This window comes from Dellaglioa sp. CoH-55-MRSF-7 (assembly GCF_056782235.1).
This window is the reverse complement of record NZ_JBXAYI010000002.1, coordinates 182,200-197,633: the sequence shown is the minus strand read 5'-3', so window position 1 is coordinate 197,633 and position 15,434 is coordinate 182,200. Positions and strand designations below refer to the sequence as shown.

The following is a 15,434-nucleotide window of genomic DNA, read 5'->3' as shown; positions in this document are numbered from 1 at the left end:
TTATAATTAACATTTTGTTGTTGGGTTACTATTGGTTTATAATAAAAAATAGATAAGGGGGTTATTCAATGAATAAACTATGGGTGACGTTTTCGCAAAAATTGTTAAGAGTTGATTTACGTTTTAAAAAAACTTTTGTTTATCAAGCAATTGAAAAAACATTTGCAATTATCTTACCGTTTATTATTATTGGAAGTTTTAGTATGGCGCTTAGTTCTAGCGTTTTATCAGAACAAGGGTTCTTTAATCAAGTATATAATATTTCATCATGGTTACCTTATGAAAAAATCATAACAAATATATTCGAAATTATTAATACAGTTACAATGAGTTTTATCGCAGTAATGACAGCTTTTTTGAGCGCAAAATACATGACTCGGTCCTTTAAAAAAGATGAACAAATTGCAGGATTCACTGGGGCAGTCGGGATGCTTATTTTGAATTATAATTTATCAAGTTTAAACCCTGATAGTGATCAGGGGACATTCTTGATTCAAGAGTTAGGTGTTAAAGGGATTTTTATCTCACTGATTTTGGGGGTCTTTGTAGGATATATCTTTAAATGGTTTTCACCTAAAAATAAGCAAGAAAAAGTAGATCAATATACATTTATTTCTCGTGGTTTAGAGAGTCTGTTGCCGATAGTGATAATATTGGGGATTTTAATTGGACTAGTCATGTTAGTTTCATTGGTTAATCAAATCGGTGTGAATGGTCTCTTATATTCTATGTTTAGATTAACAGAAGTTAAATCAAGGCATTTAATTATAACTATTTTATTTTTATCCTTTTTCAATACTGTTTTATCTGGTATAGGAATTTCTGGTTCTTTAGGAATTGCACAAGGCGGCTTAGATGATACTTCGGTTGTCAGTAACTTAAGTTATGCGTTAAAGCATGGCACGTCTTTTGGTGTACCTTTTCCTATCTCTATACATACAATTTATGACAGTTTTGGTAGCTTTGGTGGAACAGGAATGACCTTATCTTTAATTATAGCAATATTGATAATGTCTAAAAATAAAAATAGTCGTAAAATAGCAAAAATATCAATTATTCCAAGCTTTGTGAATATTAATTTTCCATTGATGTTTGGGTTACCAATTATTTTAAATCCTATTTTAATGGTTCCGTTTATCTTATCACCCATCGTTTCAATGTTGATTGGGTACTTCTGTATTTACTTTAAGTGGATACCTCCAGCAGTTTACAGCTTACCTGAAACGACTCCAGCACCATTAATGGCATTTTTAGGAACTGATGGGTATTGGAGTACATTAGTTGTATCAGGAATTGTGCTTATTATTACAGTTTTAATTTATATGCCGTTTGTAAAATTAAATAATAAGGCAATGAATATTGATGGAGGTAAGCTAAATGAAAAATAAACGGAAAATAGTTAAATACGTGTTTATTTGGATAGCTATCTTAGCTTGTTTTTTAGCTGTTATCGTACCGGCAAATACATGGAACACTAAAAAGGTCAAAACAAGCCGAATTATTCATAATTCAAAGTTAAATCCAGTTATTTTAATACCAGGAAGCAGTGCAAATCAAGATCGATTTGATGAATTGATTGATGTTTTAAATACTTCAACAAATCGAACGCATAGTTTGTTAAAGATAACGGTTCAGAAAACTGGAAAACTTAAAATTACTGGTAAAATAGCTAAACGAGATATGCAACCTTTCATAGTTGTTGGTTTTGAAGATAATTCGAATGGCTATAATAGTATAAAAAAACAAGCTAAATGGTTTGATATAGCGTTTACGTATCTTGCTGATAAATATAAATTTAATCAATTTAATGGTATCGGGCACTCTAACGGAGGTCTTATTTATACGACATTTTTAGAAGAATATTTTGATGATAAAGCGGCCTCAATTAATACGTTAATGACGATAGGTTCACCATATAATGGTGAAGAAACTAATCAGAGTACAAGAACACAGATGTTAGCGGATTTTGTAAAGAATCGAAAAAAAATTCCAACTAACTTAGTGTTGTACTCGATTGCTGGAACAGATAATTACAATAATGATGGAATTGTTCCATATCAAAGTGTTAATGCCGGAAAATATATTTATCAAAATCAAGCGAAATCCTATACAGAAATAACTGTCACAGGAAATGAATCGGAACATTCTGATTTACCACAAAATAAGCAAATTGTTGCTTTAATTGAACAGTATATTATTGCTTCCCAAAATTCTAAAAATAGTGGACCAGATGATAAGAAAATTTAGAGTAGTGCTTGATTATTATTGTGATGAACTATGTATAGTTGCACATTGTAAAAATAGTCTTAATGATCTTAAATATGTACAGTATATCAATTAAACAGACAATGTCGATGGCGAGTGTTGTATTTAATTATTGAAAGTAGTATAAAATATAGGCCTTTGTTAACTATTGCTGATCAATGATATTAAAAAAGTTCTAATCGCTAAGTGATTAGAACTTTTTTGTATGAATTTTAAGAGTATAAAGTGGTTTAGTTCAAAATTTATAAACATTTTGAAAGCTAATGCGCTATATAAAATGTATCTATGACAACAAATAAGTTGGGAAAAAATATTTAACTAGTTTGGGCGGGGTTTCATAATGATATGTCTAAAAAAACTGGCCAATTCCATAATGAATTAACATGGTTATTAAACCAATGATAATATTTCGTATAATGGCAACTTTAATTTTACCATCACCTAATTTGGAGCTAATAAAGGCAGTTAAAGCTACAGCTACTGAAACCGCAATAATTGTACCTATCATTTTCCAATTGTTTGGTAATATAATAATGGCAAGTAGTGGGAAAATACCACCTAAAGCTGCAGAGATTAGTGAGGAAAAAGCGGCATCCCAAGGGTTCATATAGTGTCCTAATTCGAGACCGTATTTAACATTAATAATCGTTTCTAGTGGCTTTTTTTGCATTAATTCTGTAGCAATTTCAAAAGAGGTTTCTTCAGAAACGCCCTTAGCCGTATAAAAATTTTGAACATCATGAATTTGATCAGTACGACTCGTAATCATACGCTGTTTTTCGACGGCAACAGCTGCTTTTTCGGTGTCACTTTGTGAACTGACAGAGGCATATTCGCCAGCTGCCATAGAAAATGCGCAAGCTATTAGATCAGTTAACCCAGCGATGAAAATAATGAAATTATCTGTTGTAGCTGCTGCAACACTGAACAGGACACCTACAACAGTTAAAATACCATCATTAGATCCTAGTATACCTGCACGAAGTGAATTAAGTTTTTCATCCATTGTTTTGTATTTTTTTTGTTTAATTTTGGTTTCAGATGTCATGAAATTAAGTGTCCTTTCCTAATGAGCAAATAAAGTACCAATAAAGTAAGTGACTAGCATTGTTAAAATACCAGAAATAATATTACGAATAACTGATTTTGTCCGATTTGAGTTACCCAAAGTTGCAGCACTAAATCCTGTGATAGCTAGTGCAATAATGACAGAAATAGATGTGGCAATGACCTTAAATTCAGCAGGGAATAAAGTAATTGCAAGTAGGGGCAGCAATGATCCAATCGGAAAAGAAATCATTGATGCAATCGCAGCCGCATAAGGATCCGTATAGACGTTAGGATCAAAGCCATATTTTTCACGTACAATAGTATCTAATGGGTTAGCCGACATCATTTCATCTGTAGCTTTTAATGCTAAGGATGAAGAAATACCTGTTTTAAAATATTTTTGATAAACATAATTATATTCCTTATCATAATTATGTTTTAGATTGTACTTGGAATTGGCAGTAGCAACTTCTTGCGAATCTTTTTGGGTACTTACAGAAACATATTCTCCCATAGCCATTGAGACAGTACCGGCAAGCATACCAGCAATACCTGAAATGAAAATAGAAAAATTATTGTTCGTAGCGCCAGCGACACCAATGACAATCCCAGCAACGGAAAGAATACCATCATTAGCTCCCATAACACTAGCTCTTAAAACATTTATTTTCTGAGATAAAGATAATTTTTTAGACATAACTCTCTCTCCTTTGTTATAATGATTCTAAATATATAATCATTATAAATCAATTCAATAGATAAAGTCCACATATTTTATGAAATATGAGATAATGAACAGAGTGAATTAAGAAAATGGGGGTCGTTAAATTGATCGATAAAAATCTTGACCAGGCTTTAGAAATTTTAAAAGAACGTGGCGTACGTATAACACCACAGCGTAAAATAATTCTTGAATATTTAGTAACGCAACATAACTACCCATCTGTTGAACAAATTTTTAACGGAATTAAAGATGGAAGCGTAGGGTTAGGCATAGCTACCGTTTATAATACGTTACAAATATTAGTTGCTCAAAAATTAGTGATAGAATTGTCTAATGGCGATGATGGTAAAATGCGCTACGATTATTTTGGTATTCCACATTATCATGCTATCTGTCTTAACTGTGGCAAAATAACAGATATATTTACAGAATTAACTTTTCATGAGGCAGAGCAAGAGGCGGAAAATAAAAGTGGTTATATAATTGAAAGTACACATGTCGAGACGTTTGGATATTGTCCAGAATGTCAAATAAAACTGGGTTTAACAGAAAATAAATAATATATATCAGTAGATAAAATAAGCTTTAAAAATATGGTTGGTAGTACCAATTTGTAGATAGTACCCATTTTACATAAAGGTTACAGCTGTACAAAATCAGATGTCACACCTTTAGTATAAATAATTAAAGAGTTATATTATTAAGTTTTTGCGTTATACAAACTAATATTTCCACAAAAAAAGCAGAACTTATAGTTCTGCTTTTTTTGTGGAAATATTTAAGTAAATGACCAAGGCACAAATTTCACACAGTAAGATTAAAATTGTCATTGGAACATAAGAATGATCCCCCATAATCCCAACGAATGGAGAAAGAATACTTCCAACTAGATTCATACCAACACCAAGTATGGCAGAAGCACTTCCTGCGTGTTGCCCTTGTTTCTGCATAGCTAATGAGAAGGCCGTTGTATTTACGATACCAACCATTGAAACAATTAAAAATAAACTGATGAGCACTAGTAATAACGAGTTACTAATAAATAATGAGGTCGTTAATAGTAGACTACCAAGTAAGGCAAGGTAAACACCTAATTTTAGACCAGTCTGTTCAGAAAAAGTATCTGAAATTCGTGAACTTAATTGAGACATTATAACGATACCTAAACCATTAATTGCATAGACTAAACTGAACATATTAGAGGATAGACCAAAAAGATTTTGTAAAACAAATGATGATCCAGAAATATAACAGAACATTGCACCTGAGATAAAGCCTTGAATTAGAGCATAACTCAAGAAAAATTTATCAAAAATTAAACTTTTAAGAATTTTTTTCGTTGAATCACCAGTATTTGATTGCGACTTCTCTGGCACAATCTGGTTAGTTTCTGGTAACGTCACTAATACAAGAAGAAATAAAAGAAAACCAATTACAGTTAAGATAACAAAGATACCGCGCCAAGATGTGAATTTTAGAATAAAACTGCCAAGTATGGGCGAAATAATCGGGAAAATTCCATTAACAGCCATTAAGAGCGAGAAAAAACTGGTTAATTTTTTTCCGGTGTATAGGTCTCTAGCAATTGCTCGAGAGATTACAAGACCAGCAGATCCCGCTAAACCTTGCAATAACCGGATAATAACCAAAATTGTTATATTCTGACTTGTTGCTGCGATGATAGAGGTAACAGCGAACAAGATGAGTCCCAAAAGTAATGGCTTTCTACGGCCAATTTTATCACTGTAGGGTCCAACTATTAATTGGCCAAGCGCCAATCCAAGTAAACAAGTCGTAATCGTCAACTGGGTAAGCGATGCAGTTGTATGTAAGTGTTGTTGAATAACTGGTAATGCTGGTAAATACATGTCCAATGATAATGGACCAAAAGCACTTAATGTTCCTAATAAGAAGGTTAAAAATAATTCATGTTTTTTAGGATTTTTAAAATAAGAAAAAACCAACAAATTCACGTCCTTTTAAATGATTAATAAATATACCATAGAATAAATATTAATAAGTTACAATAGTATTGTTAAAATTTTGGTCTATCAATATAAGTTGCTTAGGTTTATGCGTTAATCGATTTAACAATTCAGGTACTTCTAATGAAGATAAATGTGAATTGATTGGGAGACTATCTTTATTATTTTCCAATAAATCGGTCAGTGAATAGCTATTTTGGGTAGACAAATTAAAATCGCCTAACTTATTTTCTATATTTACCAAGATATATTTCTCAGGATGCCTTTTAATTCCTACAGAAGTAGCATCATTTAATGAAATCACTTCTGAATCAGGATAAAAATACGTCAATAATTGGGAGGTTGGCTTATCTAGTACGATTATTTTTTCTAACTTGTTAGCTACTGTCGCTAACTTATGAATTAAATAAAGATTTTCGTTGGCAACGTTAATAGCAGTTAATTCTTCGACTTTTAAAAGTTTAATGAGATGATCTAGAATCGTAATTTCAGTGTAGTAATTAGTATCTGTTGTGTCGACAGTATTTAAAATTAGAACATCTAAAGGTAGTCGGTTTAAGTCGTGAATCCATTTCTTCGTTCTCTTTTTATGAGGTCCAGCTAAGCGAGTATCACCAGCTAAGAAGGAGTACTTCTGCTTTTCATCTTCTACTAAAAAAGCTAATGAACCCGTGTGTACTGAATCTGATAAAAAACCAATCACTGTAAAATCTCCAATAGTTAGTGCGGTGTTAATCGGAATAATTTTGTAATTTAAGTGTGTTTCACTAATTTTACCTAGTAAGACAAATTGTTGTTTTAATTCAAATGCCTCTTTGGATAAATAGATAGGTAATTTTTGCATCATAGAAGATTCAAGAATTTTTTCATGGATATCTATTGAGAAGTATGAAAGAAAAAGAGCGTCTGCTTGTTCATTTAGTTGTGAATTAACGTTAAATTGAAAGATTGAATGTGAACTTTTAAATTGTGAACTACTATCAAATAAGTTGTTTACTATACTAATTTTGGTCATTATATTCCTCTCTTTCTAATTAGAACTATCATACCATGATGAACCTGAGTCGTCATGCTTGTCTAAAATAATCAGTGGTGTACAATGTAATTATTAAATAAGAAAGCTGGTAATTTCATGTATTTAAAAATAAGTGAAGACGCAAAAAGCAAGATTATGAAACTTATGGGTAATGATTCAGAAATCTTGCTTGATTTTGACGATGGTGTTGGTGCTTTATCAAATGAAGGAACATGTACGTTAGATTCAAGCTTTAGAATGTTAGTAATTGATGACCAGAACGATAGCAAGGCATATGATGGAACAATTGATTCAGATTTAGGTCCCATTAGAGTAAAAGGGTACAGCAAAACTTATATGGATGAGAACATGCAACTTGTCGTTAATGAACGATTCAACAGTTTAGCATTACATGGAGATAATTCAGGACTATTAACAGGTAATGTTAGCTTAGAAAGTCTTGTTAAAAACTAATAAAAAATCGTAAACAATAAAAATTGTTTACGATTTTTTTTAGTTTATTTTTTAATTTTTCTCTCATAACGTGTGTAGTAAAGGAAAGCAACTAGTCCAGAAAGGACAGGACCAGATATCATCCAGAGAGCATTACTTAATGTATCGCTGATAACAGTGAAAATAATTCCAAAGGCTAAAACTAACCAGACGACAATAGTAATAATATTTGTAAGTGTTCTATTCTTATAAACTTCAAAAGGTCGATTTAAGTCTTGACGTTTTTTAAAGAATGGAAATGCACCAATTAAAAATAGATAAGGTACAGAAGTTGAGATATTTCCCATTAACGTTAATTTTGAATAGAATAATGTTGAATTTGAACCTCCAAATGAAACAGCCATGATAATGACAATAACGACGGCAGCTTGAATCCACATTGCAAATTCAGGCATACTATGCTTATTTAATTTCGTCATTTTTGCTGGCCAGATATCCTTAGGTGTTCCAAGAATAAATGATTTGAGTGGTGAGTAAATCAAGACGAAGAATGCACCTGTATAAGCCATGAACATACTTAAACCAGTAATTCTAGCAAGTGTATGACCAAAAATTGTCGAAGCACTTGCGCTCATACCAAAGCTTTGACCTGCAAAATTACCTAAGTTTTCCATCAATATGTAAGAGATGTTACCTAAGTTGGCATTTTGACCACCAAGTTTACTCCAGTTTGTACTAACACCCCAGAAGAAGATTGAGATTGAGTAAGCAAAAAGAATTAATAAAGTGGAAATGATTAAACCCTTTGGAAAATTTTTCTTAGGATTTCTAATACTATCTGTAACACCACTAACTGATTCCATACCACCGTATGCAAAGATGGCAAAAACAATAAATGAAATTAGGGCGATAGGTGATTGATAGCTAGGATTTCTAGAAGTTATAATACTTGTCATACCATGCCATGGTTCTTGGAGTGCACCATGATTAACAATTAAAATAACAATACTTAATAGTAAAAAGATAGCATTTAAACCTAAAATAGCAATACCACCAACTGAAGAAATCTTGGCAATACTACTGATACCTCGACTAGCGACAAAGGTAACTAGCACAATCCAAAGAATTGCAAGAATACCGATAGTTTGTGTTGAAGATAGGCCAAAGATAGCCCAAGATTGTGTTTGATCACTTCCAGAAAAAATTGTTGAAAGTGGAATCCAAACTTTAGATGCAATTGATACCATCCAGACAATCCATGCAAAAAGCCAAATAAATGTTCCTGTGAAAGCAAGTTTGGGGCCAATTGATTCAGCTAACCAAGAATAAATGCCACCTTTTGATTCATTTAAAGCTGAACCATATTCTGCAAACATCAAAGCAGTTGGTAAGAAAAAGAAGAATGCTGCTAAAACGTACCAGATAATACTAGCGTAACCCATTTGAATAAAGGCGACGGGAGTATTTGCAAATCCAAAAATAGTTGTAAAAATCATTAAAATGAAACTTGTTAGGGAAATTTTCTTTTGTTTGTCCATAAGACTTTTGTAATTCCTTTCGGTTTCTTATATTTATAAGTTTTGGTCAGTTTTAAAATTTAATGGTGATAGGTCAGTTGATAATGTAATTAGCTGACTAATTAAGGCCTTAACCTTGATTTCAGCAGCTTCAGTAATTTTTAGATTTTCTTCAGTTAAAAAATCTGTTAGGTCTGTACCACTTTTAGAAATTGCCTCTGTTTGAATCCGTTTTACGGAGGCATTGAATTGGATAATTAAATCTTTTTGGAGATCTTTCAGTAATGAGCTAAATTCTAAGTAATGTGAATCAACCAAAATACCTAATTGTTTATATAACCAGTAAGCAGATTTGTCATCATATACATCGGTACCAATTTTATAATTCTCCGGTGTATCCGTAATACCAGCAAAGAAAGGTACATAAGCACTTTGAGCCGTAACACCCATTGATAGCCAATGGATACCACCAATTTCAAAAGGTAAATCAGGTCTAATTTGTAAAATATGAGACTCTTGTGTTTTTGCTAAACTAATGGGTCTGAATTTATGTTTATCACTGATTGAACCAGTTCCAATCGGATCATATTGAGTTCCTTGGAAATGTGAGCCAAGAATTTGTTCTAAATCTTCACGTTGAATTAAATGATCAGCCTGACGAATGAACGGTAAATTCATACTCATAGGATCTTGTGAAGCAACTGATGGTGTTAAAAGTAATTGGCCATACCAAACTCTTGGTGTGCTGTAAATGGCATCAGATTGATCATGAGTTCCAAAGATATCTCTAAAATTAAATGAATCTTTTTGGTTATTTAAATGATTATCAGAAACAAATTTCTGAATACCAGAACTAAACATAAAATTAGCGGAATCAGTAAAGTTAATTTCTTGAATAGCTAGTTGGTTGGCAACAACTGCATAAGAATCATCCGGAATACGTTGCGCAACCCAATGGTGACCGGTTGCAATTTCCATATACCAAACATCTTTTTGATCAGAGAACAAGACACCATTTGTTTCACTTGAACCGTATTTTTCTACTAATGATCCAAGGTAACTAACACCTTCTTTTGCGGAGTGAATATAGGGAAGAGTAATTGTTACAATTGCTTCCTCACCAATTCCGTTTTCAGTTAGTAAGGGATCGTAACTGAGAACCCGGCTATTAGCGTATGCACTTTCAGTAGCGCTCATAGCCACACCATATTCATTAAAGCCATCTTCTTCAAAAACACCAAATTTTGGTGTCCATTCAGGAGTAGCTGAATATTTACCACGAATTTTTGGTAATGGCATTTTAAAGTGATTATCTGGTGATTCAAATAAAGGTGATTGTTCAAATTCTGTATGAGCATGAATAACAAAATGTTTTGGCCATGCTGTTTTTGCATCTTCATTACGGCCAATAAAAGTCGACCCATCTGCAGTTGCTTTAGAACCAGCTAAAACACTTGTACATGCTGAAAAATTAAAAGGGTCTGTCGTCATGGATATTTCTCCTCCCAGTAAATAAATTTAGATATTACCATTTTATCATTTAATTGCTATTTTTAAACGCCATTTGTAAATAAATATTCGTATTTAACCGGTTACGCTGTATAAGGTTAGTTTAATAGAAATTTAAAATGAGAGATTACTCATTTTATTAATATTATTGTTTAATAAAAGGTAAAATGAAAAGAGTCACATATAATAGGAGGGAGATTTATGAAGTTATCAATTTCTGATAAAAATAAACGACTAGTTATAATTGTATTTTCGGGATTATTAATTGCATTATCCCTTAATTTCTTTCTGATTCCAGGAAATATTTTTGGAGCTGGTGCCAATGGTATTGCCCAATTACTTTCTGCTATTTTTTATGATCTATTTCATATTAAAATTGGTACTGGATATCTAATTATGTTAATAAATATTCCAATTGGTATATTAGGCTGGTATAAAGTAGGACGTTCATTTACATATTATAGTGTACTGACCGTCGCTTCTTCATCTCTCTTTACGGTAATTTTACCCGTTCATCAATTATCAACTAATCCATTAATGGCAGCATTATTTGGTGGTGTAATAAGTGGTATTGGGGTTGGATTAGCATTAAAATTTGGTTTTTCAACTGGTGGGATGGATATCATCGCACTTGTTCTAGCTAAAACGACAGGTAAAACAGTCGGTTCATTAATGTTATCAACAAATATGATTATTATTTTAACGGCTGGATTTTATTTCAGTTGGGAAAGTGCTTTGTATACAATTATTTCTAATTATGCTATGTCTAGAGTTGTCGACGACATCCATACATCGCATCAAAAGTTAACAGCATTTATTGTTACAAAAGAAGCAGATTTAGTTGTTGGAGCGCTCCAAAAATCATTAATTCGTGGAATTACAGTTATTGACTCAAAGGGCGCTTTCTCAAATGAAGAAAGTAAAGTTTTGATGTTAGTTATTACACGTTATGAATTATATAATTTAAAAATGACAATTAGTGATGTTGATCCAAATGCATTTATGAACTTAGTTAATACCGCTGATATTGAAGGCAATTTCCTAAACTCAGACCAACAAGAATTATTAAGAAAAGGGCAATCAACTAAATAAAAAGGAGATTCGTTATGCCAATTATAAATATTGATTTAATTGAAGGTCGTTCACAAGAACAACTTAAAAATTTAGTTAAAGATGTGACTGAAGCTGTTTCAAAAAATACTGGTGCACCTACAGAGCATATCCATGTAATTTTAAATGAAATGCGTAAAGATCGTTATAGTGTCGGTGGTATTCTAAAAAGCGACGAAAAATAAATATCATTAAATATGACTTCTGGTATATTCCAGAAGTCATTTTTTATAAAAAAATAACAGACCATTACTGATCTGTTACTAATTAACGATTATTTAGCTAAATTTAAATAATTTTTTAAGTAATGAGCAAGCCCATTTTCTTGGTTATTTAAAGAGGTAACATCATTGGCTAGACCTCTAATTTCAGAAGTACCATTTTTCATTGCCACACCCCAGCCAGCATATGAAAGCATTTCTTTATCATTACTTTCATCACCAAAAGCAACGATATCTTTTTGAGAGATACCATAGTAATCTGCTAGATAAGAAACACCAATTGCTTTTTGAATCCCTTTTGAAACAACTTCTAGAACAGGTTTTGGTCCGCCCCAAGTGTTGACTTCGATAACATCACCATATTTTTCAAGTAGTCTAGATGTAATTAATTGTTTTTTATCTTGATCGACAAACATCGTAATTGATGTCGGATCATGTTGTAAATTTTGTTTATTAAGAATTTGATTTGATCTTAAAACTTGTGGGAAAAAGCCTTTCACTAGCTGACTTGCATTGTCAGCCAATAACATATTTTTTCCTTCGGCTGCTAACATGTTAATACCTAATTCTTTTCTAGCGTTAAGAATATCAAAAACAATATCTCGATTAATTGTATATTCGTATGATTTATCCCAATTTTTATGTGGAATATGTGCCAGGGCACCATTAAAATTAATCATTGGAGTTGTTAACCCTAATGAATCATAAATTTGTTTTGAGATACGATATGGGCGTCCCGTTACAATACTGACAATGTGTCCTTCAGCTGTTGCTTGAGTAAGTACTTTTTTTGTTGTTGAACTAACTTCTGCATTATTATTTAAAGTTGTGCCATCTAAATCAATTGTAATTAACTTTTTGTTCATCGTTATTGTTCCTCCATCAACTTAACTTATGTGTAGTAAGATTTACAGTTTTTTATCTTAGTTAGTTCAGGATAGCATTTGAGTATGCAGTATTCAAACGTATTTAACCTTTTTTTATCTATTGTTATAAAATCGTATCTTTAATTTAATCCGGCTTCATAGTAACTTTGGCGCCGTATAACATTATTTTTTAGAAAAAGTAAAGAGTTCAGTAACATTAAAACAATAGATTGCAATGCTAAAATAGAAACGATAAACTAGTAATATTAGCTATTCAAGAGAGGATTAATCCTATGAGTGAAAGACGAAGTGCAGAAATAATTAAGCAAGATATTTTGACACATTTAGAAAAAGTGATGGATCCTGAATTGGATATGGATATTATTAATTTAGGTTTAGTATATGAGATTGAATTAGACAATGACAATAATTGTAATGTACAAATGACTTTAACCACTATGGGTTGCCCGTTAACAGGTGTTCTATCTGATTTAGTCGAAGATGCGTTAAAGCCAGTGCTAGAAATAAAAAAAGTAACTGTACAATTTATATGGAGTCCAGCCTGGTCAATTGAACGTATGTCTAGGTATGCAAAAATGGCACTCGGTGTCCATTAAAAGTTAGGGGGAAATTAAATTGATGATGCGAAGAAGATACATATTTATAGTAGCTATCTTACTACTTACATTCTTTACCACATTTTTATTTTTTAAGATGCAGGAAAAAGATTTAATCACAAAATTAGATAATCATAATCTATCTAAAAATGCATATGTTCTTAAAACAAAAGAACAAAATTTAGATAAATATAATACAACGTTAGCAAAATCAGAAAAAATTTCTGATTTTCAAATTCATTATCAAGTAAAAAACAAAAAAAATATTTCTTATTTTTATGCGAAGGGTAGTTATGATAAGCCACCAATGGTTTCTGGAACTTTTTTCTCAAATAATGATTTTTTATCTGAAGTTCCGGTAGCAGTAGTTGGTCGAAATATTGAAAAAAAATTATACTCGCCATTTCATCAGCAGTATTATAAATTAAATGGGCAATACGTTTCTGTCATCGGTATTATGGGTGATAAATACAATTCTGAGTTGGATAATCAAATTTTTATTGCAATGTCAACTGCAGACATAAGTAAATTGAAGGCAAATAATACAAATATTATTCTTGATTCAAAGCATGTCGTGACTAAGAATGTGTTAACGACCGAATTAACTAATACAACAGTTTCCAAACAGGTTAATGATAATTTAATTTTAACTAATAACTCATGGATTAGTCGACATTGGCAACAAGCGGTGGGCTTAATGGCTGTTATTGCTAGTGTTATGGTCGCAACTTATATTTGGATTGTTGGTGTTAGTAAACAAATTCGTAATCAGAAATTTATCAAACAATCAAAAAAAGTTATTATTTGGAATAACTTGCTAATTTACATGGGATCATTCTTAGTTGGTGGCTTAATAGGAACTGCGATTGGTCAGTCACAATTTTCGATTAAAACAAATATGATAGCTCTGTATGAGTTCGAAGGTACTCTATTTATCGTTGCTTCCGTTGTTTTCTACTTTGTTATCCGTAGAAGAGTTAATAAACGTAATAATTAATAAAAACGCCAAATCAGTTAGATTCATTATCTAACTGATTTGGCGTTTTTTATGTAAACATGATTATATTTGATTTTTAAAATTTTGTAACTCAGGTGATAAAATCATTCTAATTTTTGTTAAATCACTTAAATTTTTGGTGCCAAGTAACAGCATAAGCATGTTAATTTTTGATTGATAATCTGATATGGTATTTGTTAGCGCATCTTGACCTTGTTTATTGAGAATGTGTAAGAATGCACCAGAGATACCAACACTTTTAGCGCCTAAAGCGAGACATTTAACAATATCTAATGGGGTACGAATACCACCAGAGGCAAAAATTGTTAAGCCTGTTTGCAGAGATTTTGTATCAATGAGACTTTCAGCTGTAGTTAAGCCCCAATCCTCTAGAAAGGAGAAATCTTTAGCATGTCTACGTTCGTTTTCAATCATGGCAAAATTTGTGCCGCCACGACCAGAAATATCAACATAACGTACACCAATATCAGCTAATTGTTGAACCGTTTTATGAGACATCCCAAAACCAACTTCTTTAACAATAATGGGTACTTCAAGCTTATTTACGATTGTTTCAATATTCTTCAACCAATAAAACTCACGTTCACCTTCTGGCATAATAATTTCTTGAGCGGCATTAATATGAATTTGTAGGGCGTTTGCTTCAATCATATCAACGGCTCTTTTTGACTGATCTAGTGTTGCATTGGCGCTTAAATTAGAAAAAATGAGACCATTTGGATTCTTTTCACGAAGTATTTTAAATGTATGAGCCTTAGAAGGGTCTTTTAAGGCGATACTTTGAGAACCTGTCGCGATTGGTGTATTTGTGATAGCTGCAACTTCGGCTAATTGTTGATTTAAAATACCCGTTTGTTCACTGCCACCAGTCATAGCATTAATATAAAAGGGCGATTGAAACGAGAAATTTGGAAGCTCAACGCTAGATTGAATATCATTAATAGAAAGTTCAGGTAAATTTGAAGGAATAAGCTTGATCTCATTCAATTGATTTTTTGATTCCGTATTGAATAATTTTTCGGCGATAAATACGTGTTCATCTTTTCTGTGACTTTGAATTAAATTATCGTCTTTAATCATAAAA

Annotated in this window: 16 protein-coding genes; 8 read left to right on the top strand and 8 right to left on the bottom strand. The window is 31.9% G+C overall.

The window, feature by feature from the left end:
- Positions 1 to 68 precede the first annotated feature (68 nt).
- Complete coding sequence (locus AC1RPU_RS02740) at positions 69 to 1,388, top strand: PTS transporter subunit EIIC (protein ID WP_481761272.1); 1,320 nt, start codon at positions 69 to 71, stop codon at positions 1,386 to 1,388.
- Positions 1,378 to 2,247 (top strand): alpha/beta hydrolase, encoded by an 870-nt coding sequence (locus AC1RPU_RS02735; protein WP_481761273.1) that lies wholly within the window; start codon positions 1,378 to 1,380, stop codon positions 2,245 to 2,247. The genes AC1RPU_RS02740 and AC1RPU_RS02735 overlap by 11 nt, the downstream gene beginning before the upstream one ends.
- Before the next feature lie 367 nt (positions 2,248 to 2,614).
- Here the strand turns inward: AC1RPU_RS02735 and AC1RPU_RS02730 are convergent, their stop codons facing one another.
- On the bottom strand, positions 2,615 to 3,313 hold the full coding sequence (locus AC1RPU_RS02730; RefSeq protein ID WP_481761274.1) for a VIT1/CCC1 transporter family protein: 699 nt from the start codon (positions 3,311 to 3,313) through the stop codon (positions 2,615 to 2,617).
- Between the two features lie 18 nt (positions 3,314 to 3,331).
- Positions 3,332 to 4,012 (bottom strand): VIT1/CCC1 transporter family protein, encoded by a 681-nt coding sequence (locus AC1RPU_RS02725; protein WP_481761275.1) that lies wholly within the window; start codon positions 4,010 to 4,012, stop codon positions 3,332 to 3,334.
- 131 nt (positions 4,013 to 4,143) lie between these two features.
- Between AC1RPU_RS02725 and AC1RPU_RS02720 the strand changes: the two genes are divergently transcribed.
- Positions 4,144 to 4,599: a Fur family transcriptional regulator gene (locus tag AC1RPU_RS02720; RefSeq protein WP_481761276.1), complete on the top strand. Its 456-nt coding sequence runs from the start codon at positions 4,144 to 4,146 to the stop codon at positions 4,597 to 4,599.
- 189 nt (positions 4,600 to 4,788) lie between these two features.
- Here the strand turns inward: AC1RPU_RS02720 and AC1RPU_RS02715 are convergent, their stop codons facing one another.
- Both AC1RPU_RS02715 and AC1RPU_RS02710 read right to left on the bottom strand, forming a co-directional pair.
- The gene (locus tag AC1RPU_RS02715) at positions 4,789 to 6,003 is read right to left on the bottom strand and encodes a multidrug effflux MFS transporter (protein ID WP_481761277.1); all 1,215 of its coding nucleotides are present in this window, start codon (positions 6,001 to 6,003) and stop codon (positions 4,789 to 4,791) included.
- A 49-nt stretch (positions 6,004 to 6,052) separates the two neighbouring features.
- Positions 6,053 to 7,039, bottom strand: coding sequence for an MBL fold metallo-hydrolase (locus AC1RPU_RS02710; RefSeq protein ID WP_481761278.1), 987 nt, complete (start codon positions 7,037 to 7,039; stop codon positions 6,053 to 6,055).
- A 117-nt stretch (positions 7,040 to 7,156) separates the two neighbouring features.
- On the opposite strand from AC1RPU_RS02710, the gene AC1RPU_RS02705 reads away from it, so the two are divergent.
- Positions 7,157 to 7,513 carry an iron-sulfur cluster biosynthesis family protein gene (locus tag AC1RPU_RS02705; protein ID WP_481761279.1) on the top strand — a complete coding sequence of 119 codons (357 nt, stop codon included), beginning with the start codon at positions 7,157 to 7,159 and terminating at the stop codon, positions 7,511 to 7,513.
- 44 nt (positions 7,514 to 7,557) lie between these two features.
- On the opposite strand, the gene yjeM is transcribed toward AC1RPU_RS02705, so the two are convergent.
- Both yjeM and AC1RPU_RS02695 read right to left on the bottom strand, forming a co-directional pair.
- Positions 7,558 to 9,030, bottom strand: coding sequence for a glutamate/gamma-aminobutyrate family transporter YjeM (gene yjeM, locus AC1RPU_RS02700; RefSeq protein ID WP_481761280.1), 1,473 nt, complete (start codon positions 9,028 to 9,030; stop codon positions 7,558 to 7,560).
- A 33-nt stretch (positions 9,031 to 9,063) separates the two neighbouring features.
- Positions 9,064 to 10,500: a C69 family dipeptidase gene (locus tag AC1RPU_RS02695; protein ID WP_481761281.1), complete on the bottom strand. Its 1,437-nt coding sequence runs from the start codon at positions 10,498 to 10,500 to the stop codon at positions 9,064 to 9,066.
- Positions 10,501 to 10,719: 219 nt separating this feature from the next.
- Between AC1RPU_RS02695 and AC1RPU_RS02690 the strand changes: the two genes are divergently transcribed.
- Positions 10,720 to 11,610, top strand: coding sequence for a YitT family protein (locus AC1RPU_RS02690; protein WP_409022584.1), 891 nt, complete (start codon positions 10,720 to 10,722; stop codon positions 11,608 to 11,610).
- A gap of 14 nt (positions 11,611 to 11,624) precedes the next feature.
- Positions 11,625 to 11,813, top strand: a complete 189-nt coding sequence (locus AC1RPU_RS02685; protein WP_481761282.1) for a 2-hydroxymuconate tautomerase — start codon at positions 11,625 to 11,627, stop codon at positions 11,811 to 11,813.
- Between the two features lie 89 nt (positions 11,814 to 11,902).
- Here the strand turns inward: AC1RPU_RS02685 and AC1RPU_RS02680 are convergent, their stop codons facing one another.
- Positions 11,903 to 12,715, bottom strand: coding sequence for a Cof-type HAD-IIB family hydrolase (locus AC1RPU_RS02680; RefSeq protein ID WP_409022582.1), 813 nt, complete (start codon positions 12,713 to 12,715; stop codon positions 11,903 to 11,905).
- A gap of 293 nt (positions 12,716 to 13,008) precedes the next feature.
- Here AC1RPU_RS02680 and AC1RPU_RS02675 point away from each other — a divergent pair, with 293 nt between their 5' ends.
- Positions 13,009 to 13,332 carry a metal-sulfur cluster assembly factor gene (locus tag AC1RPU_RS02675; protein WP_481761283.1) on the top strand — a complete coding sequence of 108 codons (324 nt, stop codon included), beginning with the start codon at positions 13,009 to 13,011 and terminating at the stop codon, positions 13,330 to 13,332.
- Between the two features lie 97 nt (positions 13,333 to 13,429).
- On the top strand, positions 13,430 to 14,329 hold the full coding sequence (locus tag AC1RPU_RS02670) for an ABC transporter permease (RefSeq protein ID WP_481762648.1): 900 nt from the start codon (positions 13,430 to 13,432) through the stop codon (positions 14,327 to 14,329).
- Between the two features lie 63 nt (positions 14,330 to 14,392).
- Here the strand turns inward: AC1RPU_RS02670 and fni are convergent, their stop codons facing one another.
- Entirely contained in the window at positions 14,393 to 15,430 is a 1,038-nt protein-coding gene (fni, locus tag AC1RPU_RS02665; RefSeq protein ID WP_481761285.1) for a type 2 isopentenyl-diphosphate Delta-isomerase, read from the bottom strand.
- Between the last annotated feature and the right edge of the window lie 4 nt (positions 15,431 to 15,434).